This is a genomic window from Streptomyces sp. BV286, from assembly GCF_019090165.1.
In the GTDB taxonomy this organism is placed as follows: Bacteria; Actinomycetota; Actinomycetes; order Streptomycetales; family Streptomycetaceae; genus Streptomyces.
Genome location: NZ_JAHRIB010000079.1, coordinates 149,106 through 171,386 on the forward strand (window position 1 = coordinate 149,106; position 22,281 = coordinate 171,386).

Here is a 22,281-nt window from a genome sequence, read left to right on the forward strand (position 1 = left end):
CGAACCGCGCGCGGCGGTCCACGACGCGGCCCGCACGCGTGCCGCCGCGAGGACACCGATTCGGCTGCCCGGGTCCCGGCGCGAAGGCCGCCCCGTCGCGCCCCGTCCCGGACAGCCCCGCAGCGACGACCGGTCGGCAGACCGGCTCAGGGGCGGTCCAGGCGCAGCCGCTCGGCCCTCGGCAGACCGGCCACCACCAGGTCGTACGAATCCTCTACGAGCTCCCGGACGACACGGTCCGGGAGGCCGCCGTCGACCGTGACCGTGTTCCAGTGCCGCTTGTTCATGTGGTACCCGGGAGCGATCAGACCCTCGTGCTCGGCGCGCAGGCGCACCGCGTCCTCGGGGTCGCACTTCAGGTTGACCGTCAGTGGGCGGGCGTCCAGGGCACTGAGCGCGAACATCTTCCCCAGCACCTTGAAGACCGAGGTCTGCGGAGTGAACGGGAAGTCCTCGACGGCCGCGTTCATGGAGAGACAGAGCGTCCGCAGCTCCTGCGGGGTCATTCCGGTTTCTCCTCCTGGGGGGAACCGGCCGGGCCGACGGGCTCGACCAGCACCGTGACGATCTTGTTCCGGCGGCCGGCCGAGGCCTCGGCCGTCAGCCGCAGTTCCCGCCCGTCGGGAAGCTCGACCACCGAGGAGGCCCCCGCGATGGGCACACGCCCCAGTGCCTTCGCGAGCAGGCCGCCCACCGTCTCGACGTCCTCGTCGTCGTAGGCCTCGAAGCCGTACAGCTCTCCGAGGTCCCCGATGTCGAGCCGGGCCGTCACGCGGTAGCGGTCGTCGCCGAGGTCCTCCACCGGCGGCAGCTCGCGGTCGTACTCGTCGGTGATCTCGCCGACGATCTCCTCGAGGATGTCCTCGATGGTCACGATGCCGGCCGTGCCGCCGTACTCGTCGATGACGACGGCGACGTGGTTGCGGTCCTGCTGCATCTCGCGCAGCAGGTCACCGGCGTTCTTCGTGTCCGGGACGAACGCGGCGGGCCGCATCGCCGTGGACACCAGCTCGCTCTCCGCGTCCCGGCTGATGTGGGTCTTGCGGGCCAGGTCCTTCAGGTACACGATCCCGACGACGTCGTCCTCGCTCTCCCCGGTGACGGGGACGCGCGAGAAACCGGACCGCAGGGCCAGCGTCAGCGCCTGCCGGATGGTCTTGTGGCGCTCGATGACCACCAGGTCCGTACGCGGGACCATGACCTCCCGGACCAGCGTGTCGCCCAGCTCGAAGACGGAGTGCACCATCCGGCGCTCCTCGTCCTCGATGAGCGACTCCTTCTCGGCGAGGTCGACCATCGCCCGCAGCTCCGCCTCGGAGGCGAACGGGCCGCGCCGGAAGCCCTTGCCGGGCGTGAGGGCGTTGCCGATGAGGATGAGCAGGGGCGGGACGGGGCCCATGATCCGGGCCAGCGGCAGCAGCACGTAGGCGGCGGCCGTGGCCGTGTTCAGCGGGTGCTGGCGGCCGATGGTGCGGGGCGAGACCCCGACCGCGACGTACGAGACGAGGACCATCACCCCGATGGCGACGGCCAGCGCCTCCCAGGTCTCGGCGAACTCCTTCAGGCAGGCGTACGTGACGAGTGCGGCGGCGGCCATCTCGCAGGTGACGCGCACCAGCAGTGCCACGTTCAGGTAGCGGGTCGGGTCGGCGGCGACCTGGGCGAGCTTGGCGCTGCCGCGGCGGCCGGACCGTACCGCCTCCTCGGCCCGGAAGCTGGAGACGCGGGCGAGACCGGCCTCCGCGCAGGCGGCGAGCCAGGCGATCACGACCAGGGCGATGGCGCCCAGCACGAGTTGGGGGCTCATGAGACGGTCGGAGCCGGGGACGGGCCGGTCAGGCCCTTCTCCGCACGCCAGCCGTCCACGATGGCCGCCTGCAGACCGAACATCTCGGCCTTCTCGTCCGGCACCTCGTGGTCGTAGCCGAGCAGATGCAGCACCCCGTGGACGGTGAGGAGGTGGAGCTCCTCGTCCATGGAGTGCTGCGTCTCGGCTTCCCTGCCCTGCCGCTCGGCGACCTCCGGGCAGAGCACGATGTCGCCGAGCAGGCCCTGCGGCGGCTCGTCGTCGTCCTTCGTCGGCGGCCGCAGCTCGTCCATCGGGAACGACATGACATCCGTCGGGCCCGGGAGGTCCATCCACTGGATGTGCAGCTGCTCCATGGCGGCGGCGTCCACGACGATCACCGAGAGTTCGGAGAGCGGGTGGATGCGCATCCGCGCGAGCGCGTAGCGGGCGATGTCGAGGATCGCCTGCTCGTCGACCTCGGTTCCGGACTCGTTGTTGACGTCGATCGACATGGTCGCGCTGGTCTACTTCCGTTTGTTACGGGCGCCCTGGTGGGTGCCGTTCTCCGTACCGTTCTCGCTGTCGTACTTCTCGTACGCGTCGACGATACGGCCGACCAGCTTGTGCCGTACGACATCGTGGGACGTGAGCCGGGAGAAGTGGACGTCGTCGAGGCCCTCCAGGATGTCCTGGACCTGACGCAGACCGGACTTCGTGCCGCTCGGCAGGTCGACCTGCGTCACGTCACCGGTGATCACGATCTTCGATTCGAAGCCGAGCCGGGTGAGGAACATCTTCATCTGCTCGGGGCTCGTGTTCTGGGCCTCGTCCAGGATGATGAAGGCGTCGTTCAGGGTGCGGCCCCGCATGTATGCGAGCGGCGCCACCTCAATGGTCCCCGCCGCCATCAGCCTCGGAATCGAGTCCGGGTCCAGCATGTCGTGCAGCGCGTCGTACAGCGGGCGCAGGTACGGGTCGATCTTCTCGTAGAGCGTGCCGGGCAGGAAGCCGAGGCGCTCTCCGGCCTCGACCGCCGGGCGGGTCAGGATGATGCGGTTGACCTGCTTCGACTGCAGGGCCTGCACGGCCTTGGCCATGGCGAGGTAGGTCTTGCCCGTACCGGCCGGACCGATGCCGAAGACGATGGTGTGCTTGTCGATGGCGTCGACGTACCGCTTCTGGTTGAGCGTCTTGGGGCGGATGGTGCGGCCGCGCGAGGACAGGATGTTCTGGGTCAGGACCTCGGCCGGGGTCTCCTCGCCGTCGCCCTCCCCGTTCTCGCTCGCCCGCAGCATGGCGATCGACCGTTCCACAGCGTCCTCCGTCATCGGCTGTCCGGTGCGGAGCACCAGCATCATCTCGTCGAACAGGCGCTGGACGAGGGCCACTTCAAGGGCGTCGCCGACGGCGCTGATCTCATTGCCCCGGACGTGGATGTCGGCCGCCGGGAAGGCCTTCTCGATCACGCGCAGGAGGGCGTCTCCGGAGCCCAGCAGGGTCACCATGGGGTGCTTGGCCGGGACGGTGAACTGCGCTCGCGCCTGCCCCTGAGCGGGGGTCTGTGCTGTGGGTGTCTGAGTCATGGGCCGGCTCTGTAGGCCTGCTCATCCTCCTCCGTGAGGCACGCTTGCCTGTTACGGCAGCCTTGTGCTTCCAAGAGTACGTCGGGGCACCGACAACGCCGTAGGACTTTTCCGCCGCACCTGTGGCCTCATGCGTCACGTCATGCGGAACTGCGGAATCCGATCGTCGGTACGGCCCGTCTCAGGGGCCACGCCCGGGTGGTTTCCGGAAGCAGGGGTTCCAGGAAGGCGTACCGGCCGAGCGCGGCGGGATCCTGGTGGTGGTAGGACTGCACCCGTCGCCACCACGCGGCGATCTCCGACCAGCCGGGCGCGGACAGGGACCCGCCGAACTCCTGGACCGACAGGGCCGCGGTGAGGCCCGCGAAGGCCAGGCGGTCGGCGAGGGGCCAGCCGGCCAGCGTGCCCGTGACGAACCCGGCGACGAAGACGTCCCCGGCGCCGGTCGGGTCCATCGCCTCGACCTCGATGGCCGGAACCTCCGCGGTCTCGCCGGTCCGGCCGTCCACGGCGTACGCGCCCTCGGCACCGAGAGTGACGACCGCGAGCGGCACGTGTCCGGTGAGCGCGTGCGCGGCCGCGCGCGGGCACGAGGCGCCCGTGTACCGCATGGCCTCCTCGGCGTTCGGCAGGAAGGCCTCGCAGTGCCGCAGGTCGGGCAGTCCCGCGAGGTCCCAGCGTCCCGTGTCGTCCCAGCCGACGTCGGCGAAGATCCGCGTGCCCCTGGTCGCGGCGTCGGCGATCCAGGGCGCGCGCGTGCCGGGCGTCAGCGAGGCGACGGCCGCCTGCGCACGCGGCGAACAGTCGGGGGCGGGCTCCTCCGGCGGCGGCTCGTGTCCGTGGCTCACCATGGTGCGCTCGCCCTCGTACGCCATCGAGACCGTCACCGGGGAGTGCCAGCCGGGAGCGGTGCGGGACGCGGACAGATCGATGTGCTCACCCTGCTCCAGGGCGTCCCAGCAGTACTCCCCGTAGTGGTCGTCCCCGAAGGCCGCCGCGAGTGACGTCCGCAGGCCCAGCCTGGCCAGCGCGGTCGCCATGTTCGCGACGCCGCCGGGGCTGGAGCCCATTCCGCGGGCCCAGGACTCGGTGCCGCGGACGGGGGCGGAGTCGAGTCCGGTGAAGATGATGTCGAGGAAGACGGTCCCGGTGAGGTAGACGTCCCAGGGCGGGTCGTCGGAGCGGCGCAGTTCGGCGAGGGGGTCGAACTGGGCCTGGCGGTACGGTCCCTTCCCGTTGGACGCGGTCACTGTGCGCTCCCATGCGGTGGTGCGGATTCAGGCCAGTGTGCACCAGACGCTCCGCCGGGGCGCTCAGGGTGACGTGTCGGCGGGGACGGGCGGGTCCGTCGTGGGCGTTCGCGCGGTTCCCCGCGCCCCTGAATCAGGGGCGCGGGGAACTGCGCAATCTTTGCCCCAGCCCCCGGCTACGGGAACTCGTACGCGTCGACCTCGGCGATGTACCGGGCCCGCCGCTCCTCGTCGTGTTCCAGGAACGACGCGAGGAACGAGTTGCGGGCCAGCGAACGCAGCCGCTCCGGCGACAGCCCCAGCGCCGTCCGCACGGCGGCGAAGTTGTCCTCGGCGTATCCGCCGAAGTAGGCGGGGTCGTCCGAGTTGACCGTGCACAGCAGTCCCGCGTCGAGCATCGCGGGCAACGGGTGCTCCGCCAGGACGTCGACGGCCCGCAGCCGCACGTTGGACAGGGGGCACACCGTCAGCGGCACCCGGTCACGCACCAGCCGGGCCACCAGCGCGGGGTCCTCCATGCACCGGAGCCCGTGGTCGATCCGCTCGACGCCGAGCACGTCGAGCGCCTCGGTGATGTACGCGGGCGGCCCCTCCTCGCCCGCGTGGGCGACCCTTCGCAGGCCGAGCGCGGCGGCGGCCTCGTACACCTCGCGGAACTTGGCCGGCGGGTGTCCGACCTCGGCGGAGTCGAGTCCGACGCCGATGATCCGGCCCAGATACGGCTTCGCGGCCTCCAGGGTCTCCAGCGCGGACTCGGCGGACTCGTCCCGCAGGAAGCACATGATCAGCCGGGTGGAGATCCCGTGCACGGCCTCGCTCCGGTCGAGCGCCCGCCCGAGCCCCTCCACCACGGTCCCGATCGCGACGCCCCGTGAGACGTGCGCCTGGGGGTCGAAGAAGATCTCCGCGTGCCGCACGCCCTGCGCGGCGGCGCGCGCGAGATATGCGTCGACGAGGTCCGCGAAGTCGTCCTCGGTGCGGAGCACCGCCATGAGCTCGTAGTACAGGTTCAGGAACGACTGCAGATCGGAGAACTCGTACGCCTTGCGGAGCTCCTCCGTATCGGCGTAGGGCAGCGCGATCCCGTTGCGGGCGGCCAGCGAGAAAGCCAGCTCGGGTTCGAGAGTGCCTTCGATATGGAGGTGCAGTTCAGCTTTGGGGAGGGGCATCGAAGCATGGTACGGGCGTTTCACCGACGCTTCGGAACCGGCACCCTCTGCAGATCGTGTGCCACCGTCAGCTCCCCCTCGAAGCCGGCGGCCCGCGCCTGCCGCTCGAACTCCTCGGGCTCGGAGTAGCGCTGGCTGAAGTGGGTGAGCACGAGGTGCCGCACACCTGCGTCCCGGGCCACTCCCGCTGCCTGACCTGCGGTCAGGTGCCCGTGGTCGACGGCGAGTTGTACGTCCTCGTCCAGGAACGTCGACTCGATGACGAGCATGTCGCAGCCCTCCGCGAGCGCGTGCACCCCGTCGCACAGCCGGGTGTCCATGACGAACGCGAACCGCTGTCCGCGCCGCACCTCGCTGACGTCGTCGAGCACGACGTCCCCCAGCGCCCCCTCCCGCTGGATCCGCCTCACGTCCGCGCCCCTGATCCCGTACGAGGCGAGCCGTTCGGGCAGCATCCGGCGCCCGTCGGGCTCGACGATCCGGTAGCCGTACGACTCGACGGGGTGGGAGAGCTTGCGGGCCTCCAGCGTGTACGACGCCGTGGACGCGAGGACGCCGTCGGAGTCGGCCGGCGCCTCGGTGAGCGGGACCGTCTCGCGGTAGGCGGTCGCGTACCGCAGCCGGTCGAAGAAGCGCTGCCCGGAGCGCGGGTAGTGCGCGCTGATCTCGTGCGGCACGCGGTCGAGGTTGATCCGCTGGATCACCCCGGCGAGTCCGAGGGAGTGGTCGCCGTGGAAGTGCGTGACGCAGATCCGGTGCAGGTCGTGCGCGGCGACCCCGGCACGCAGCATCTGCCGCTGCGTGCCCTCGCCGGGGTCGAAGAGGATGCCCTCGCCGTCCCAGCGCAGCAGGTAGCCGTTGTGGTTGCGGTGCCGGGTGGGGACCTGGCTGGCGGTGCCGAGGACCACCAGTTCGCGTACGGACACGTCGAGTTATCCGAGCTTTCCGAGTAGTGCGGTCATCCGGGGGGCCACTGCATGCCGCGGCCGCCCAGCACGTGGGCGTGCGCGTGGAAGACCGTCTGGCCCGCTCCGCTGCCGGTGTTGAAGACGATGCGGTAGCTGTCGAGCTGCTCCTCCGCGGCGACCTCGCCGGCCTCCCGCACGACGTCGGCGAGGACCCCGGGTTCCGCGACGGCGAGGGAGGCGGCGTCCGGGTGGTGGGCCCTGGGGATCACCAGGACATGGGTGGGTGCCTGCGGGCTGATGTCCCGGAAGGCGACGGTCGTGTCGGTCTCGCGGACGACGGTCGCCGGGATCTTCCCCCCGACGATCTTGCAGAACAGACAGTCGTCCTGCGGTTCCCCTGCCATGCGCGGCCTCCTCACGCTGGATGATCGTTGCCCCGGCATGGTACCGAGCACCGCACAAGGCCCGCGGAGAACGGCACGACCCCTCCACACACGCCCACACCCACGCCCCGTCAGGGGCGCGGGGAACCGCGCGACCGGCACCCACCGACTCGCAGCCGAAGTGCCGCAAGTACCGGACCGGGACGAGGGCTTGGGGGCAGAGTCCCCGAGGACGGCGGCACCCGCCCCCGGGTGCCTACGCCTCCGGCAACTCGGGAGCCGTCTTCGACGGGTTCTCCTCCAGCGCGGCCAGCGCGATCCGGATCGCCTCGTCGAGCTGAACGTCCCGCCCGGCGGCGTGATCCTGCGGAGCCTGGACCACCTCGACGTCCGGATCGACACCGTGGTTCTCCACGCCCCACTCGTAACCCTCCAGCCAGAACGCGTACTTGGGCTGGGTGACGAGCGTGCCGTCGACGAGCCGGTAGCGGCTGTCGATGCCGATGACACCGCCCCAGGTGCGGGTGCCGACGACGGGACCGATGCCGAGCGCCTTGATGGCGGCGTTGACGATGTCGCCGTCGGAGCCGGAGAACTCGTTGGCGACGGCGACGACGGGCCCGCGCGGCGCGTCCTCCGGATAGCTGGTGGGCCGCATGCCCCGCGCGAGGTCCCAGCCGACGATGCGACGGGCGAGCTTCTCGATGACCAGCTGCGAGGTGTGGCCGCCGCGGTTCTCGCGGACGTCCACGACGAGGCCCTCCCGGGCCACCTCGATCCGCAGGTCGCGGTGGATCTGCGCCCAGCCGGGCGCCTGCATGTCGGGCACGTGGAGGTATCCGAGCCGTCCGCCGGACCTCTCGTGGACGTAGGCCCGCCGGTCGGCGACCCACGCGTGGTAGCGCAGCGGCTCCTCGTCGGACATCGGCACGACCACCGCGTGCCGCGGATCGCCGCCGCCCGCCGGGGAGACGGTCAGCTCGACGGGCTTGCCCGCCGTGCCGACGAGCAGCGGTCCGGGACCGGTCAGCGGGTCGACGGGCCGCCCCGAGACGGCCACGATGGCGTCCCCGGCACGCACGGCGACCCCGGGCGCCGCGAGCGGCGACTGCGCGTCGGGGTCGGACGTCTCCGAGGGCAGGATGCGGTCGATGCGCCACAGTGCCGTCCCCTGGGGGCCGTCCTCGTGACGGGAGAGGTCGGCCCCGAGCAGGCCCTGCCGCTCGCCGCCGCCGTAGCCGCCGCGCGGCATGACGTAGGCGTGCGAGGTGCCGAGCTCGCCCTGCACCTCCCAGAGCAGGTCGACCAGGTCGTCATGGGTGGCGACCCGTTCGAGGACGGGCCGGTAGCGGTCCAGTACGGCGTCCCAGTCGGTGCCGCCCAGGTCGGGGCGCCAGAAGTTGTCCCGCATGAGGCGGCCGGTCTCGTCGTACATCTGCCGCCACTCGGCGGCCGGGTCGACGGTCTGGCGGATGCGCGACAGGTCGACGCTGATGTTGGTGTCGCTCTCGTCGTCGTTCGAGGCGCGCCGGTCGCTCGGTACGACCTTGAGCTTGCCGTCGGTCCACAGCAGGATCCGCTTGCCGTCGCCGGTGACCATGAAGCCGTCGGCGTCCGAGGCGAGATGCTCGATGCGCTGCTGGGCGAGGTCGTAGCGCTCCAGGTCGGTCTTCGGGTCCGGGTCGTCCGGGGTGGCGCGGGAGGAGCCGAGCACGCCGCGCACCGGGTGCCGCAGCCACAGGACGCCGTCCTTGGCCGCCTTCAGGCCCGTGTAGCGGGCGGCCTCCACGGGGAAGGGCACGATGCGGTCGCCGAGCCCTTCGAGGTCGATCCGCGTGGCCGGGGAGCCTTCGCTGTCGGGTGTCTCGTCCTTGTCGGGGGCCTCGAAGGGCCGCCCGTGCCGCTGCGGCCCGAAGGGCGAGGGGGTGGTCGCGGCGAGGGTGATGAGATGCGGCCGCGAACCGCCGACGAAGGCGAGGTCGAAGACGTGCTCGTCGTAGACGGGGTCGAAGGACCGTGCCGACAGGAACGCGAGGTGCTTCCCGTCGAGGGTGAAGGCGGGCGCGTAGTCGCGGAACCGCAGCGGGGTCGCCTCGGTCACCGACAGGTCGGCGGCGTTGGCGAGCTTGAGCTGGCGCAGCGGGCGCGGTCCGGGGTGCGACCAGGCGAGCCAGGCCGAGTCGGGTGAGAAGACGAGCCCGGAGACCTCGCCGTCCTCGCTGCGGTCGACCTCGCGGACCTCGCCGGTCTCCCGCTCGACGAGGAGGACGCGTCCGTCGTGCGAGGCGACCGCGGCACGGCTGCCGTCGGGCGCCATGGCGAGCCCGAGCACGCGGCCCAGCTGCCCGGCGGCGAGCCTGCGCGGGGTCGCCCCCGGTGCCATGCCCGTCGCCGGGGCGAACTCCAGTGCGTCGTCGCCCTCCGCGTCCGTCGCCCACACCACGTGCTCCTCGCCGTCGGCGCGGAAGGTGCGGGGCAGCCTCGCCCGTACGCCCGGTTCGGCGGCGAGCGCGCGGGCCGGCCCGGAGCGGTGGGTGATCCAGTGGACGGCCCCGCGCACGGAGACGGCGCTGCCGCGGCCGGTGTGGTCGGGGGCGGCGGCCCCGAACCAGCGTGCCGCGTTCACCGGATGGGGCTGCAGGTCGACGCGCTGGCCGCCGAGCCGGACGTCGAGCCGCCGTGGCTCGGCCCCGTCGAGGTCGTCGAGGATCCACAGCTCACCGGCGGACGCGTACACGACGCGCGTCCCGTCGGTCGAGGCGTGCCGGGCGTAGAAGCCCTCGACTCCCGTGTGCCGCCGCAGGTCCGAGCCGTCGGCGAGGGACGAGTACACGGCCCCCACGCCCTCGTGGTCGGAGAGGAAAGCGACCCGCTCCCCCACCCACAGCGGGTACTCCAGGTTCCCGTCGAGGTCCGCGTGGAGCCGTACGAACTCCCCGTCGCCCTCGTGGTCGATCCACAGCTTGCCCGCCGTGCCGCCCCGGTAGCGCTTCCACCAGGCGGCCTCGCGTCCCATGGGCGCGGACAGCAGTACGGTCGCGGGCCCGAAGGCCACGTCGCCGACGGGTCCGTACGGAAGGGTGGTCGCGGGTCCGCCGTCGAGCGGGAGGGCCCGGGCCCAGCTGCGGCGCAGGCTGGCCTCGCCGTGCGTGCTGAGCGCGAGCACCTGCCCCTGCGGGGTCCAGCCGCGCACCTGGGTCTTCCAACTGCCCCAGTGCGTCAGGCGCTTGGCGGGTCCGCCGTCCACGGAGGCGACATGCACCTCGGGGGCGCCGTCGCGGGTCGACGTCCAGGCGACGGCCGTCCCGTCCGGGGAGATCCGTGGATGGTTCACCGGGACGTTGTCGGCACTGACCCGCCAGGCACGGCCGCCGTCGAGGGGCGCGACCCAGACGTCGTCCTCGGCGGTGAAGGCGATCAAGTCGCCGTGCAGGTGCGGGTACCGGAGATACGCGGAAGATGCGGCGGATGCAGGCTGTGTCACCCGATCACCCTATGCAGCCGTCTCTCCCGCGACCAGAGCTTTCGATCACTTCGCCGGGTTGGTCACGTTCCCCGGGCCGTTCGTCCGCGGGCCGTTCACTTCCCCTGGAAGCAGGAGCACGAGGGGTGCGGGTACTCGGTCACGGTCCGGGTGACGGTGACGGTCGCCCCCGGCTTCGGAGGAGGCGGAGTCGTCCGGTGGCCGGCGGGCGGCGTGCCGGCCCTGCAGTTGCCGAGCACGTCCGCGCGGAACCACTCCTTGCCGCCGACCTCGGCGGTGAGATCGCCCCGCACGCAGGTGCCGTTGACCTCCTGGGTCACCTTGCCCTTGATGGTGATGTCCCGCCCGTCCCCGGTCTCGCCCAGGCAGTCGACGACCGCGACGCTCCGCACGCTCGGAGAGGCACCCACCGTCGCGCCCTTCTCCCCGTACGAGGCCGTGCAGGTGAGCCACTGCACGTCGACGCCCTGTCTCTCCAGCTCCCGGGTGCCCGCCTGGTCGGTGGTGATCGCCACGGCGGCGGTGCTCATGCCGTTTCCCGGTTCGCACGCGACCAGCGCGAACACGGCCGCCGTCGCGGCCGCGGCCATCACCGGTCCGCGGTGCCGTGCACGCCTGCGCCTCATTGCCCCCATGGACGGCAGCGTGCCACCGGTCGCCGACCGGCGGTAGACCGCATGCGGCCATGCTCAGCCGCGCAGCAGCAGCCACTCCTGCAGCTCCACCAGGTTCCCCTCGGGGTCCTTGAGGTACGCCACCCGCATACGGTCGGTCAGCTGGGCGGGTTCCCGCTGGAGGACCGCTCCGCGCGCGAGCACCGCCGCGCAGTACGCGTCGAGGTCGTCGACCCGCAGGACCACCAGAGAGCGGTGTCCCGTGGCCGAGTCCCCCAGCTCTCCGAGGACTTCGGCCATCGCCGCCCGGTCCTGGAGGGCGATGCCCGCCGACCCCGTGACGGGACTGAACTTCTCGTACGGGCCGTCCGTCGCGCCCGACTGGGACTTGAGCCCCAGCACTTCGGCGTAGAAGCGGTAGCACGCGCGGAAGTCCGAGACGAGCAGCCGTACTTGTGCGAGTTCCAAGGCATCCCCTCAGGTTCAGGACCAGCGGCCCGTGCGGCCCAGCAGCAGTGCCACCGCCGCCGTCCCCGCGGTCGATGTGCGCAGCACGCTGCGGCCCAGCCGGCAGGTCCGCGCCCCGGCCGCCGTGAAGGTCTCCAACTCCTCGGGGGACACGCCGCCTTCGGGGCCGACGACGAGCACGATCTCGCCGGTGGAGGGGAGTTCGACCGTCGCGAGCGGCTCGCCCGGGTACTCCCTGTCCTCGTGCAGTACCGCCGCGAAGTCCGCTGTGGCGAGAAACGCGGCAACCTGTCGGGTCGTCATCGCGTCCGCGACCCGCGGGAAACGCACGCGCCGTGACTGCTTGCCGGCCTCGCGGGCGGTGGCCCGCCACTTCCCGAGCGCCTTCAGGCCCCGCTCGCCCCGCCACTGCGTGATGCAGCGGGACGCCGACCAGGGGACGATCCCGTCGACGCCGGTCTCCGTCATGGTCTCGACGGCGAGTTCGCCGCGGTCGCCCTTGGGCAGGGCCTGCACGACGGTGATGCGGGGCGCCGGGACGGGCTCCTCGTGCACCCGGAGGCCGGTCACGACGAGCCGGTCCTTGCCCTCGGCCGCCTTGACGACGCCCTCCGCCCAGTGGCCGTCCCCGTCGGTGAGCACCACGTCCTCGCCGGACCGCAGCCGCTTCACGGACACGGCGTGCCGTCCCTCGGGGCCGTCGAGCACGAACTCGGGCCCGCCGGGCACCGCGTCGACCACGAACACGGGGGCGGTCATCGGGCCACGCCCCCGCCCGGCCGGGAAGACAACGCTGTCCTGGCGGCGGCGAGTTCGGCCGCCAGCACCTCCACCAGCTGCCCCGCGGGCAGCTCGCGGGCGAGCCGGTGCCCCTGCCCGGCCCACAGCGCCATCCCTTGCGCGTCCCCCGCCTTGGCCGCCGCCTTGCGCAGCTCGGAGGTGAGGTGGTGGATCTCGGGATAGGCGGCGGGCGCGTACGGCCCGTGCTCGCGCATGAAACGGTTCATCAGCCCCCGCGCCGGCCGGCCGGAGAACGCGCGCGTCAGCTGCGTACGTACGAAGAGGGGGTTGGTCAGTGCCTGCTTGTGCACGGCGTGGGCGCCGGACTCGGGTGTGGCGAGGAAGGCGGTGCCCAGCTGGGCGAGGTCCGCGCCGGCGGCGAGCGCGGCGGCGATCTGGCTGCCGCGCATGATGCCGCCGGCCGCGACGATCGGGATCTGCACGGTCTCGCGGACCTGCGCGACGAGCGAGAGCAGTCCGATGCCGGAGCCGTCGGTCTCCGGGTTGTCGCGGTGGGTGCCCTGGTGGCCCCCGGCCTCGACGCCCTGCACGATCACCGCGTCGGCGCCCGCCCACTGCACGGCCTGTGCCTCCTCGGCGGTGGTCGCCGTGACCAGGGTCAGGGTGCCGGCCCGGCTGAGGGAGTCCAGGACGTCGCGCGTGGGGCAGCCGAAGTGGAAGGAGACGACCGGCACCGGGTTGTCGAGGAGGACGGCGAGCTTGGCGTCGTAGCCGTCGTCGCGTCCGCTGTCGGGGTCGCCCAGCTCGGTCTGGTACCAGGAGGCCTCACCGGCGAGCTGGTGGGCGTAGACCTCGACGGCGGCCGGGTCGGCGTACTCGGGCTGTGGCATGAACAGGTTCACGCCGAACGGGCGGCTCGTGATCCCCCGCAGCTGCTTGATGTCCTGGTACATGCCGTCGGCCGTCTTGTACCCGGCGGCGAGGAAACCGAGCCCTCCGGCCTCGGACACCGCCGCGGCGAGGTGCGGCACGGAGACGCCGCCCGCCATGGGGGCCTGCACGATCGGGTGAGGGAAAAGACCGGTCAGCGCGGAGGACATGACGGCATGTTGTCACGTCCTCCGTACAAGTCCGAATCCGGCCTTCCGCCGGGCATAAGCCACAGGAATCATCCCGCGGCGAGCCCGGCGGTCACCGCTCAGGTACGGCCGTTGAAGGCGTCCTTCAGCCGGGAGAACAATCCCTGCTGCCCCGGCTGGAACTGCCCCGTGGGCCGCTCCTCGCCCCGCAGGATGGCCAGCTCCCGCAGGACGCGCTCCTGCTCGGGGTCGAGCTTCGTCGGCGTCATGACCTCGACGTGGACGATGAGGTCGCCCCGCCCGCCGCCGCGCAGGTGCGTGACCCCGCGCCCGTGCAGCGGGATCGACTGACCGGACTGGGTGCCCGGACGGATGTCGACCTCTTCGAGCCCGTCGAGCGTCTCCAGCGGGACCTTCGTCCCCAGCGCCGCCGCGGTCATCGGGATGGTGACCGTGCAGTGCAGGTCGTCGCCGCGCCGCTGGAACATGTTGTGCGGCAGCTCGTGGATCTCCACGTACAGGTCACCGGCGGGGCCGCCGCCGGGGCCGACCTCGCCCTCGCCCGCGAGCTGGATCCGGGTGCCGTTGTCGACACCCGCGGGGATCTTCACGGTCAGGGTCCGGCGCGAGCGGACGCGCCCGTCGCCCGCGCACTCGGGGCACGGCGTGGGAACGACCGTCCCGAAGCCCTGGCACTGCGGACACGGCCGGGACGTCATGACCTGGCCCAGGAAGGACCGCGTGACCTGGGACACCTCGCCGCGACCGCGGCACATGTCACAGGTCTGCGCGGACGTGCCGGGAGCGGCGCCCTCACCACTGCAGGTGGTGCAGACGACGGCCGTGTCGACCTGGATGTCCTTCGTCGTGCCGAAGGCCGCCTCGTCGAGCTCGACCTCCAGCCGGATCATCGCGTCCTGGCCGCGCCGCGTGCGCGACCGCGGGCCCCGCTGCGACGCCGTACCGAAGAACGCGTCCATGATGTCCGAGAAGTTCCCGAAGCCGCCGGCGCCGAAGCCGCCCGCGCCACCGCCGCCCGCCTGGGACAGCGGGTCGCCGCCGAGGTCGTAGACCTGCTTCTTCTGCGGGTCCGACAACACCTCGTACGCGGCGTTGATCTCCTTGAAGCGCTCCTGCGTCTTCGGATCGGGGTTGACGTCCGGGTGCAGCTCGCGTGCGAGCCGCCGGAATGCCTTCTTGATCTCGTCCTGGGACGCGTCGCGGCGCACGCCGAGTACGGCGTAGTAGTCCGTGGCCACTTACGACTCCGCCAGGATCTGTCCTACGTACCGTGCCACCGCTCGTACCGCTCCCATCGTTCCGGGGTAATCCATGCGCGTCGGTCCGACCACGCCGAGTTTTGCCACTGCTTCGCCGCCCGAACCGTAGCCGACGGAGACCACCGAAGTGGAGTTGAGTCCCTCATGGGCGTTCTCGTGACCGATCCGTACGGCCATGCCCGAATCATTGACCTCACCCAGGAGTTTGAGGAGCACGACCTGCTCCTCCAACGCCTCCAGCACCGGACGGATGGTGAGGGGAAAATCATGTCCGAAGCGGGTCAGATTGGCGGTGCCGCCGATCATCAGCCGCTCCTCGGTCTCCTCGACGAGTGTCTCCAGGAGAGTCGAGAGCACCGTCGCGACCGTACCCCGGTCCTCCGCCTCGAAAGCATCGGGGAGATCCTGCACCAGTTGCGGGACGTCCGCGAAACGGCGGCCCGCGACCCGGCTGTTGAGCCGCGCGCGCAGGTCCGCCAGTGAGGCTTCCCCGAAGGGGGCCGGGCAGTCCACCATGCGCTGCTCGACGCGGCCGGTGTCCGTGATCAGTACGAGCATGACGCGGGCCGGGGCCAGCGACAGCAGCTCCACATGACGCACGGTCGAGCGCGTGAGCGAGGGGTACTGGACGACGGCGACCTGCCGGGTGAGCTGCGCGAGGAGCCGCACGGTCCGCCCCACGACGTCGTCGAGGTCGACGGCGCCGTCCAGGAAGTGGTGGATCGCCCGCCGCTCCGGCGCGGTCATCGGCTTGACACCCGCGAGCTTGTCGACGAAGAGCCGGTAGCCCTTGTCCGTGGGGATGCGGCCGGCGCTGGTGTGCGGCTGGGCGATGTAGCCCTCGTCCTCCAGGACCGCCATGTCGTTGCGGACGGTCGCCGGTGAGACACCCAGCCGGTGACGCTCCGTGAGCGCCTTGGAGCCGACCGGCTCCTCCGTGCCCACGTAGTCCTGGACGATGGCGCGCAGTACTTCGAGCCTGCGTTCACTGAGCATCGCGCACACCTCCAGATGGTTTCCCCGCGGCCGTCGACCGGCCTTCGATCGCCTTCGCCTGGCACTCAGCGCGCACGAGTGCCAGCATCCCCGGCCCAGTGTACGGCCGGTTGGTACGACCCGGGCAAGGGCGGGCCTGCGATGTCGCGGCGACGTGTACGGGGCTGTCCCGCTCTGTCGGGAACATGGGGTTAGCGTCGGCGCATGACGGTGACTTGGGAAGAGGCCGGGCGGGAAGAGTCCGGATGGGAGGAGCTGGCCGCCTACGCCGGCCGGTTCCGCCTGCCGGTCTGGGACTGCACGGTCGGGCTCGTGGTGGGCGAGGACGCGGCGCTCATGATCGACGCGGGATCGAGTGTGCGGGAGGGCGCGCGGCTGCGGGCACGGGCGCGACGGCTGCTCGGCGGCGGGCGGATCACGCATCTCGCGCTCACGCACCCGCACTTCGACCATGTCTTCGGGGCGTCGGCGTTCGCGGGGGTCGAGGTGTTCGGCGCGGTGGGTCTTGAGCGGGTGCTCGCCGACGGCCGGGACGAGTTGTGCGCGGACGCGGTGCGCAACGGCGCCGATCCGGAGGAGGCGGCCGGGGCGGCGGACCTCCTCGTCCGGCCGAGGCACCTCGTCTCGGGAGAATGGACGCTCGACCTGGGCGGGGGCCGGCAGGTGCTGCTGGCGAACGTCGGTCCGGGACACACCGCCCATGACCTGGCCGTACTGGTGTCAGCGGGGCCCGGCACGGACTCCCCCGAGATCGTCTTCTGCGGTGACCTGGTCGAGGAGTCGGGCGAGCCCCAGGCCGGCCCCGACGCGGTGCCCTCGCACTGGCCGGCGGCCCTGGACCGGCTGCTCGACCTCGGGGGCGAGGACGCGGTGTACGTGCCCGGGCACGGGGCGGTGGTGGACGCGGCGTTCGTCCGGGCCCAACGGGACGCGCTGGCACGGCGTTTCGGCGTGTCGTAGACGACCTTCCGGCGTGTCGCGAGGGGGGTCGGCGCACCTGGCCGGGGCCTTCTCCTATCGTCATCCGAATGCGCCAGTACTCACCGGACCTGACCCCTCCGTGGAAGAAGCCCAAGCCCGTGCCCGAGGTCGCGGCCGAGCCGGGACTCGTGGTCGAGGAGCCCGGGACCGGGTTCTGCGGTGCCGTGATCCGCTGCGAGGCGGGCACGGTCACGCTGGAGGACCGCTTCGGCAAGCACCGGGTGTTCCCGCTGGAGCCGCGCGGCTTCCTGCTGGAGGGGCGCGTGGTGACGCTCGTACGCCCGTCCGCCGGGCCGGTGCGCCCCACGCGTACGGCGTCGGGGTCCGTCGCCGTGCCGGGGGCGCGGGCCCGGGTGGCCCGGGCGGGGCGCATCTACGTCGAGGGCCGCCACGACGCCGAACTGGTGGAGCGGGTGTGGGGTGACGACCTGCGCATCGAGGGGGTCGTCGTGGAGTATCTGGAGGGCGTCGACGACCTGCCCGCCATCGTCGACGAGTTCGGTCCGGGGCCGGACGCACGGCTGGGGGTCCTCGTGGACCACCTGGTCCCCGGCTCGAAGGAGTCGCGGATCGCGGAGGCCGTGACGAGCGAGCACGCGCTGGTCGTGGGCCATCCGTACATCGACGTCTGGGAGGCCGTGAAGCCCGCGTCCGTGGGCATCCCGGGGTGGCCCCGGGTGCCGCGCGGGCAGGACTGGAAGACGGGCGTCTGCCGGGCTCTGCGCTGGCCGGAGAACACGGGTGCGGCGTGGGAGCGGATCCTCGGGTCCGTCCACTCCTACCGGGACCTGGAGCCGGAACTGCTGGGCCGGGTGGAGGAGTTGATCGACTTCGTGACGGCGCCGGAGTGAGATCCGCAACACGTCCCTGAAGGCTGCCGCCCCCGGACCCCTCTGTCGGCCCGCACAGCCTCGTCCTCACCCGCTGGAGGGGCTGGTTTCAGCCCCTCCGGGGTGTGACTCAGTCCACCAGGTCCCGCACCACCGCGTCCGCGAGCAGCCGCCCCCGCAGGGTGAGCACCGCGCTCCCGCGCTCGTACGGCTCCGGCTGGAGCAGGCCGTCGGACAGCGCCCGCCGCGAAGCCGCGAGACCGTCCGCGTGGAGCAGCGACAGCGGCGCCCCCTCAAGGAGCCGGAGCTCCAGCAGGATGCGCTCCACCCGCCGGTCCTCGTCCGACAGGAGTTCCCGCCCGGCCCCGGGCGAGCGTCCCGCCGCGAGGGCCGCCGCGTACGCCCCCGGGTGCTTGACGTTCCACCACCGCACCCCGCCCACATGGCTGTGGGCGCCGGGCCCGGCCCCCCACCAGTCGGCCCCGCGCCAGTACAGCTCGTTGTGGAGGCAGCGGCCGCTCTGCGACGTGGCCCAGTTGGAGACCTCGTACCAGGAGAAGCCCGCCGCGGAGAGGCGGTCCTCCGCGATCAGGTACCGGTCCGCGTGGACGTCGTCGTCCGTCATCGGAACCTCGCCGCGCCGGATGCGGCGCGCGAGCTGCGTGCCCTCCTCGACGATCAGCGCGTACGCCGAGACGTGGTCGGGCCCGGCACCGATCGCCGCGTCGAGCGAGGCCCGCCAGTCGTCGTCGCTCTCCCCGGGCGTGCCGTAGATGAGGTCGAGGTTGACGTGGTCGAAGCCGGCCGCGCGGGCCTCGGCGACGCAGGCCTCGGGCCGGCCGGGGGTGTGGGTGCGGTCCAGCACCTTCAGCACGTGCTGCCGCGCGCTCTGCATGCCGAAGGAGATCCGGTTGAAGCCGCCGGCCCTCAGGGTGGCCAGGTAGGCCGGGTCCACGGACTCCGGGTTCGCCTCGGTCGTGATCTCCGCGTCGTCCGCGAGCCCGAACTCGTCCCGGATCGCCCCCAGCATCCGTACGAGATCGTCGGCGGCCAGCAGCGTAGGCGTACCGCCGCCGACGAAGACCGTGCGGACGGGCCGCGGATCGTCGCCGAGGGTCTTGCGGGCCAGCCGGACCTCGTCGGTCAGCATCGAGGCGTAGTTGTCGCGGGAGGCCAGCACGCCCCCCGAGCTCCGCAGCTCCGTCGCCGTGTACGTGTTGAAATCGCAGTAGCCGCAGCGTGTCGCGCAGTACGGGACATGGAGGTAGAACCCGAGCGGACGGTCGGCCGCGCCGGCCAGGGCGTGCGCGGGCAGCGCCCCGTCGTCGGGGACGGGCTCGCCGTCGGGAAGTGCGGAAGGCATGTCCTCCATTGTCCCGTACGGACGGCTGTGCCTACTCCGCCTGCAGCACCAGCAGGGCCAGGTCGTCCTCGGGCGGCTTTCCGCCGAACTCGTGGACCAGCCGTCGGATGCGCTCGGCGATCAGCTCGGCGCTCAGGCCCGCGCAGCCGGCGAGGGCGACCGCGAGTCCGTCGTCGTCGTCGAACTGCCGGTGTCCGTTGCGCCGCTCCGTCACACCGTCCGTGACGCAGAGGAGGCTGTCGCCCGGCCGCAGCTCGAAGGTCCCGCAGCGGTAGCCGGCGTCCTCGAAGACGCCGAGGAGGGTCTGCGGCTGGGCCATCTCGGCGACCTTCCCGCCGGGCTCCAGGAGCAGGGGCAGCGGGTGCCCCGCGGAGGCCACCGTGCACAGCACCCCGCCGCCCTCGACGGGTACGAGCTCGCCGTAGAGAAGGGAGAGGAAGCGGGTCTGCGGTCCCTCGCCGGCGAGCCCCCGGCCGCCCGCCGCGACCAGGGCGCGGGCCGCCGCGTCCGCGGTCTCGGTGGCGTCGTCGAGGAGGAGCTGGTTGAGCCGGTCGAGGACGTCGGGCACCTCGTAGCCCTCACGGGCCAGCAGCCGCAGCCAGGGCCGGGCGAGGCCGATGACGACGGCCGCCTCGGGCCCCTTGCCCTGTACGTCGCCGAGGGCGAAGCACCAGCGTCCGTCTCCGGCGGGGAAGAGGTCGTAGAAGTCCCCGCTCGGTCCGCCCTTGTCGCACGGTTCGTAGACGAGGGCGCTGCGCACACCGGGGATCTCGGCGACCGCGCCGGGCAGCAGCCCGCGCTGCAGTACGCGGCTGATGGTGGCCTGGCGCGCGTACTGCCGGGCAGCTCCGATGGCGAGCGCGACCCGGCGGCTGAGGTCCTCGACGAGCCCCGTGATCTCGTCGGGGAAGCGGTCCAGGCCGGCCCGCCCGATGACGAGGGTGCCCAGCGGTCTGCCGCCCGCGACCAGCCGGTAGGCGAGGGCCGATCCGTCGTCCGCGCCCACACCCAGCGCCTCGGCGGGCCACGGCACGGGTACGGGCCCGGAGCGCGCCGACTCGGGCAGCTCGGGCGGGTCCTTCTCCAGGAACCGGCGCAGTTCCTCCATGCGGTTCTCGCTGCCGTGCCAGACGCGGGCGAGCCGCGGTGCTCCGGCGGCGCCCCCGTCGGAGCGGCCCGGGGTCTCGTCCTCCAGCCACACCGCGCACCAGTCGGCGAGCCGCGGCACGAGCAGCTGCCCGGTGAGCGCGGCGACCAGGTCCTCGTCGAGCTGCCCGCCGAGCAGGTCGGAGGCCTCGGCGAGGAAGGACAGGGCGCCGCGGTTGAGCCACTCCTGGTCCTGCACGCTGCGCCGGGGCGCGGGGGCGAGGATCTCGGAGGCCCGCTGTCCGCGCCGCAGGGCGTGCTCGCCCGCGTAGGCCTCCACCTCCTCGGCGGCCGCGACCCCCTCGACGGACAGCCGCGCCCACACGGTCTTGACGCCGGTGCGGTAGGTGATGCCCCAGGCGTCGGCGAGCGCGGAGACGAGGCGCAGGCCTCGGCCGTACTCGACGGTGTCGTGCGGCGGCTCGGCGCCGTCGTCGCGGACGACGCGTGCGGGGTGGTGGTCGGAGACCTCTATGACGAGGGCGCCCGCGCCGGGCCCGCCCTCGGACACCGGCCTGTGCTGGGGGCCTGTGGTGTGGGTGGGACCGGCCCCGTTCGCGGTGCCCGGTCCGCTCGGGGTGCCCGGTCCGTTCGGACTGCCCGGCTTGTTCATCGGGCCCGTCCCGTTGGTGGGGCCCGGACCGTCCGCGCTGCCCGCTCCGTTGCGGGAGGCTGCCGTCCGGGCCGCCGGGACGGCCGCCGGTCCCGGAAACGCGGAGGCCGTGCCTCCCGGCGCGGCCCCCGGGCAGCCCTCCGTGCAGTTGTCGAGCCGGCACAGCAGCTCCACGTCCGTGCCGGCGTGCACGACGGCGTTCGTCACGAGTTCACTGACGACCACCATGGCGTCACCGACGAGCCGATCGGTGAGCGACTCGGCGCCAGGCAGGGCCAGTTCGGTCCAGTCCGCCAGCGCGGCGCGGACGAACCTGCGGGCCGCGCCCGGCGCGAGAGGATTGCCCGGTAACGACGTGCGCGCCACCGTGTGCGGGCGCACCGCGACCCCAGGAGCGCGGGGCAGGAACTCCCGTTGCGTCGGTATGGCGCCCACTGTGCGGCTCCCGGAGCAGTTCGGACGATTACGCCTCAGGCGATGCGGACAGAGTGACAGACTGGCCACGCCCATAAGCACCGAGTTACCGAAGTGGGCCACCATGAGTGAGAACAGTGCTACGCATGTGCCCGGAGACGGACAGATCCGGGCCTCGGATCTGCGTCAGCTGCTCGCCGCCATGACCGCCGCCCGGGACGGTGACTTCAGCAAGGTGCCCGAGACGGGGCACGGCATGGTGGCCGAACTGAGCACGGTCTTCAACCAGATCCTGGACCGGAGTCTGCACTTCAACGCGGAGGCCCAGCGGGTCCGCCGGGAGATCGTGCGCCACGGCCGGCTGGACGAGCGGCTCTCCGCGAGCCCCGGCCAGGGCCACTGGACGACCCGGATCAACGACGTGAACCAACTGCTCGACGCCCTGGTGGCACCGGCCGCCAACGCGACGCGCGTCCTCGACGCGGTGGCGGGCGGCGACCTGACGCAGCGGGTCGACCTGCACGACGGGAACCGTCAACTCCGGGGTGACCTGCGCCGGTTGGGCCGGGCCGTCAACAAGATGGTCGACCAGCTGTCCCTGTTCACGGGCGAGGTGACCCGGGTGGCGCGCGAGGTCGGCACGGAGGGCCGCCTCGGCGGGCGCGCCAAGGTGACGGGCCTTTCGGGAAGCTGGCGGGACGTGACCGAGGCGGTCAACACGATGGCGTCCCGGCTGACCGCCCAGGTCCGTGACATCGCCCTGGTCACCACGGCGGTGGCGCGCGGCGACCTGACCCGCACGGTGACGGTCGAGGCGACCGGCGAGCTGCTCGAACTGAAGCTGACCGTGAACACGATGGTCGACCAGCTCTCCGCCTTCGCCGACGAGGTGACGCGGGTGGCCCGTGAGGTCGGCACGGAGGGCCGCCTCGGCGGCCGGGCCCAGGTGCGTGGCGTCTCCGGGGTCTGGAAGGACCTCACCGACAACGTCAACTTCATGGCGTCGAACCTGACCTCGCAGGTCCGCAACATCGCCCAGGTGACGACGGCCGTCGCCAACGGCGACCTGAGCCAGAAGATCACCGTCGACGCCCAGGGCGAGATCCTGGAGCTGAAGTCGACGATCAACACCATGGTCGACCAGCTCTCCGCCTTCGCCGACGAGGTCACCCGCGTGGCCCGCGAGGTCG

20 protein-coding genes are annotated in these 22,281 nt (G+C 72.3%); 3 read left to right on the forward strand and 17 right to left on the reverse strand.

The features are described from left to right. Nucleotides 1-146: 146 nt before the first annotated feature. From KUF83_RS11315 to hrcA, 15 genes are all read right to left on the reverse strand, one after another. Entirely contained in the window at nucleotides 147-506 is a 360-nt protein-coding gene (locus KUF83_RS11315; protein ID WP_217454486.1) for an MmcQ/YjbR family DNA-binding protein, read from the reverse strand. Beyond that, a complete protein-coding gene (locus KUF83_RS11320) occupies nucleotides 503-1,807 on the reverse strand; it encodes a hemolysin family protein (RefSeq protein WP_217454487.1) in 1,305 nt (434 codons plus the stop codon). The genes KUF83_RS11315 and KUF83_RS11320 overlap by 4 nt, the downstream gene beginning before the upstream one ends. Then, nucleotides 1,804-2,301: an rRNA maturation RNase YbeY gene (ybeY, locus tag KUF83_RS11325; protein WP_217454488.1), complete on the reverse strand. Its 498-nt coding sequence runs from the start codon at nucleotides 2,299-2,301 to the stop codon at nucleotides 1,804-1,806. Before ybeY ends, KUF83_RS11320 begins: the two co-directional genes overlap by 4 nt. Before the next feature lie 12 nt (nucleotides 2,302-2,313). Further along, nucleotides 2,314-3,372, reverse strand: coding sequence for a PhoH family protein (locus KUF83_RS11330; RefSeq protein WP_217454489.1), 1,059 nt, complete (start codon nucleotides 3,370-3,372; stop codon nucleotides 2,314-2,316). A 140-nt stretch (nucleotides 3,373-3,512) separates the two neighbouring features. Next, a complete protein-coding gene (locus tag KUF83_RS11335) occupies nucleotides 3,513-4,622 on the reverse strand; it encodes a PfkB family carbohydrate kinase (RefSeq protein WP_217454490.1) in 1,110 nt (369 codons plus the stop codon). Between the two features lie 176 nt (nucleotides 4,623-4,798). Beyond that, nucleotides 4,799-5,791 carry an adenosine deaminase gene (locus tag KUF83_RS11340; RefSeq protein WP_217454491.1) on the reverse strand — a complete coding sequence of 331 codons (993 nt, stop codon included), beginning with the start codon at nucleotides 5,789-5,791 and terminating at the stop codon, nucleotides 4,799-4,801. A gap of 20 nt (nucleotides 5,792-5,811) precedes the next feature. Continuing rightward, on the reverse strand, nucleotides 5,812-6,717 hold the full coding sequence (locus tag KUF83_RS11345) for a ribonuclease Z (RefSeq protein ID WP_217454492.1): 906 nt from the start codon (nucleotides 6,715-6,717) through the stop codon (nucleotides 5,812-5,814). Nucleotides 6,718-6,749: 32 nt separating this feature from the next. After that, a complete protein-coding gene (locus KUF83_RS11350) occupies nucleotides 6,750-7,103 on the reverse strand; it encodes a histidine triad nucleotide-binding protein (RefSeq protein WP_217454493.1) in 354 nt (117 codons plus the stop codon). A gap of 235 nt (nucleotides 7,104-7,338) precedes the next feature. Continuing rightward, nucleotides 7,339-10,566 (reverse strand): S41 family peptidase, encoded by a 3,228-nt coding sequence (locus KUF83_RS11355; protein ID WP_217454494.1) that lies wholly within the window; start codon nucleotides 10,564-10,566, stop codon nucleotides 7,339-7,341. Between the two features lie 95 nt (nucleotides 10,567-10,661). Then, on the reverse strand, nucleotides 10,662-11,201 hold the full coding sequence (locus KUF83_RS11360; protein WP_254643673.1) for a hypothetical protein: 540 nt from the start codon (nucleotides 11,199-11,201) through the stop codon (nucleotides 10,662-10,664). 54 nt (nucleotides 11,202-11,255) lie between these two features. After that, entirely contained in the window at nucleotides 11,256-11,648 is a 393-nt protein-coding gene (locus KUF83_RS11365; RefSeq protein ID WP_217454495.1) for a VOC family protein, read from the reverse strand. 15 nt (nucleotides 11,649-11,663) lie between these two features. Beyond that, nucleotides 11,664-12,407 (reverse strand): 16S rRNA (uracil(1498)-N(3))-methyltransferase, encoded by a 744-nt coding sequence (locus KUF83_RS11370; protein WP_217454496.1) that lies wholly within the window; start codon nucleotides 12,405-12,407, stop codon nucleotides 11,664-11,666. Beyond that, nucleotides 12,404-13,489 (reverse strand): nitronate monooxygenase, encoded by a 1,086-nt coding sequence (locus tag KUF83_RS11375; RefSeq protein ID WP_217454497.1) that lies wholly within the window; start codon nucleotides 13,487-13,489, stop codon nucleotides 12,404-12,406. The genes KUF83_RS11370 and KUF83_RS11375 overlap by 4 nt, the downstream gene beginning before the upstream one ends. 98 nt (nucleotides 13,490-13,587) lie before the next feature. Next, nucleotides 13,588-14,727: a molecular chaperone DnaJ gene (dnaJ, locus tag KUF83_RS11380; RefSeq protein ID WP_217454498.1), complete on the reverse strand. Its 1,140-nt coding sequence runs from the start codon at nucleotides 14,725-14,727 to the stop codon at nucleotides 13,588-13,590. Beyond that, nucleotides 14,728-15,744 carry a heat-inducible transcriptional repressor HrcA gene (gene hrcA, locus KUF83_RS11385; RefSeq protein ID WP_217454499.1) on the reverse strand — a complete coding sequence of 339 codons (1,017 nt, stop codon included), beginning with the start codon at nucleotides 15,742-15,744 and terminating at the stop codon, nucleotides 14,728-14,730. A gap of 204 nt (nucleotides 15,745-15,948) precedes the next feature. Between hrcA and KUF83_RS11390 the strand changes: the two genes are divergently transcribed. Next, entirely contained in the window at nucleotides 15,949-16,704 is a 756-nt protein-coding gene (locus tag KUF83_RS11390; protein ID WP_217454500.1) for an MBL fold metallo-hydrolase, read from the forward strand. Nucleotides 16,705-16,772: 68 nt separating this feature from the next. Then, nucleotides 16,773-17,576, forward strand: coding sequence for a DUF3097 domain-containing protein (locus tag KUF83_RS11395; protein WP_217454501.1), 804 nt, complete (start codon nucleotides 16,773-16,775; stop codon nucleotides 17,574-17,576). Between the two features lie 109 nt (nucleotides 17,577-17,685). Here KUF83_RS11395 and hemW read toward each other — a convergent pair whose 3' ends face one another. Continuing rightward, a complete protein-coding gene (gene hemW, locus KUF83_RS11400; RefSeq protein WP_217454502.1) occupies nucleotides 17,686-18,918 on the reverse strand; it encodes a radical SAM family heme chaperone HemW in 1,233 nt (410 codons plus the stop codon). 31 nt (nucleotides 18,919-18,949) lie between these two features. Next, nucleotides 18,950-21,112: a SpoIIE family protein phosphatase gene (locus KUF83_RS11405; protein WP_217454503.1), complete on the reverse strand. Its 2,163-nt coding sequence runs from the start codon at nucleotides 21,110-21,112 to the stop codon at nucleotides 18,950-18,952. Nucleotides 21,113-21,215: 103 nt separating this feature from the next. On the opposite strand from KUF83_RS11405, the gene KUF83_RS11410 reads away from it, so the two are divergent. Beyond that, on the forward strand, nucleotides 21,216-22,281 hold a 1,066-nt coding region (locus KUF83_RS11410; RefSeq protein WP_217454504.1), incomplete at its 3' end, for a HAMP domain-containing protein.

Coding starts and splice junctions, on each gene's coding strand:
- KUF83_RS11390 (WP_217454500.1), top strand. CDS start 15,949: ATGACGGTGACTTGGGAAGAGGCCGGGCGGGAAGAGTCCGGATGGGAG.
- KUF83_RS11375 (WP_217454497.1), bottom strand. CDS start 13,489: ATGTCCTCCGCGCTGACCGGTCTTTTCCCTCACCCGATCGTGCAGGCC.
- KUF83_RS11360 (WP_254643673.1), bottom strand. CDS start 11,201: ATGGGGGCAATGAGGCGCAGGCGTGCACGGCACCGCGGACCGGTGATG.
- hemW (WP_217454502.1), bottom strand. CDS start 18,918: ATGCCTTCCGCACTTCCCGACGGCGAGCCCGTCCCCGACGACGGGGCG.
- KUF83_RS11315 (WP_217454486.1), bottom strand. CDS start 506: ATGACCCCGCAGGAGCTGCGGACGCTCTGTCTCTCCATGAACGCGGCC.
- KUF83_RS11350 (WP_217454493.1), bottom strand. CDS start 7,103: ATGGCAGGGGAACCGCAGGACGACTGTCTGTTCTGCAAGATCGTCGGG.
- KUF83_RS11395 (WP_217454501.1), top strand. CDS start 16,773: ATGCGCCAGTACTCACCGGACCTGACCCCTCCGTGGAAGAAGCCCAAG.
- KUF83_RS11320 (WP_217454487.1), bottom strand. CDS start 1,807: ATGAGCCCCCAACTCGTGCTGGGCGCCATCGCCCTGGTCGTGATCGCC.
- KUF83_RS11370 (WP_217454496.1), bottom strand. CDS start 12,407: ATGACCGCCCCCGTGTTCGTGGTCGACGCGGTGCCCGGCGGGCCCGAG.
- KUF83_RS11330 (WP_217454489.1), bottom strand. CDS start 3,372: ATGACTCAGACACCCACAGCACAGACCCCCGCTCAGGGGCAGGCGCGA.
- ybeY (WP_217454488.1), bottom strand. CDS start 2,301: ATGTCGATCGACGTCAACAACGAGTCCGGAACCGAGGTCGACGAGCAG.
- KUF83_RS11340 (WP_217454491.1), bottom strand. CDS start 5,791: ATGCCCCTCCCCAAAGCTGAACTGCACCTCCATATCGAAGGCACTCTC.
- hrcA (WP_217454499.1), bottom strand. CDS start 15,744: ATGCTCAGTGAACGCAGGCTCGAAGTACTGCGCGCCATCGTCCAGGAC.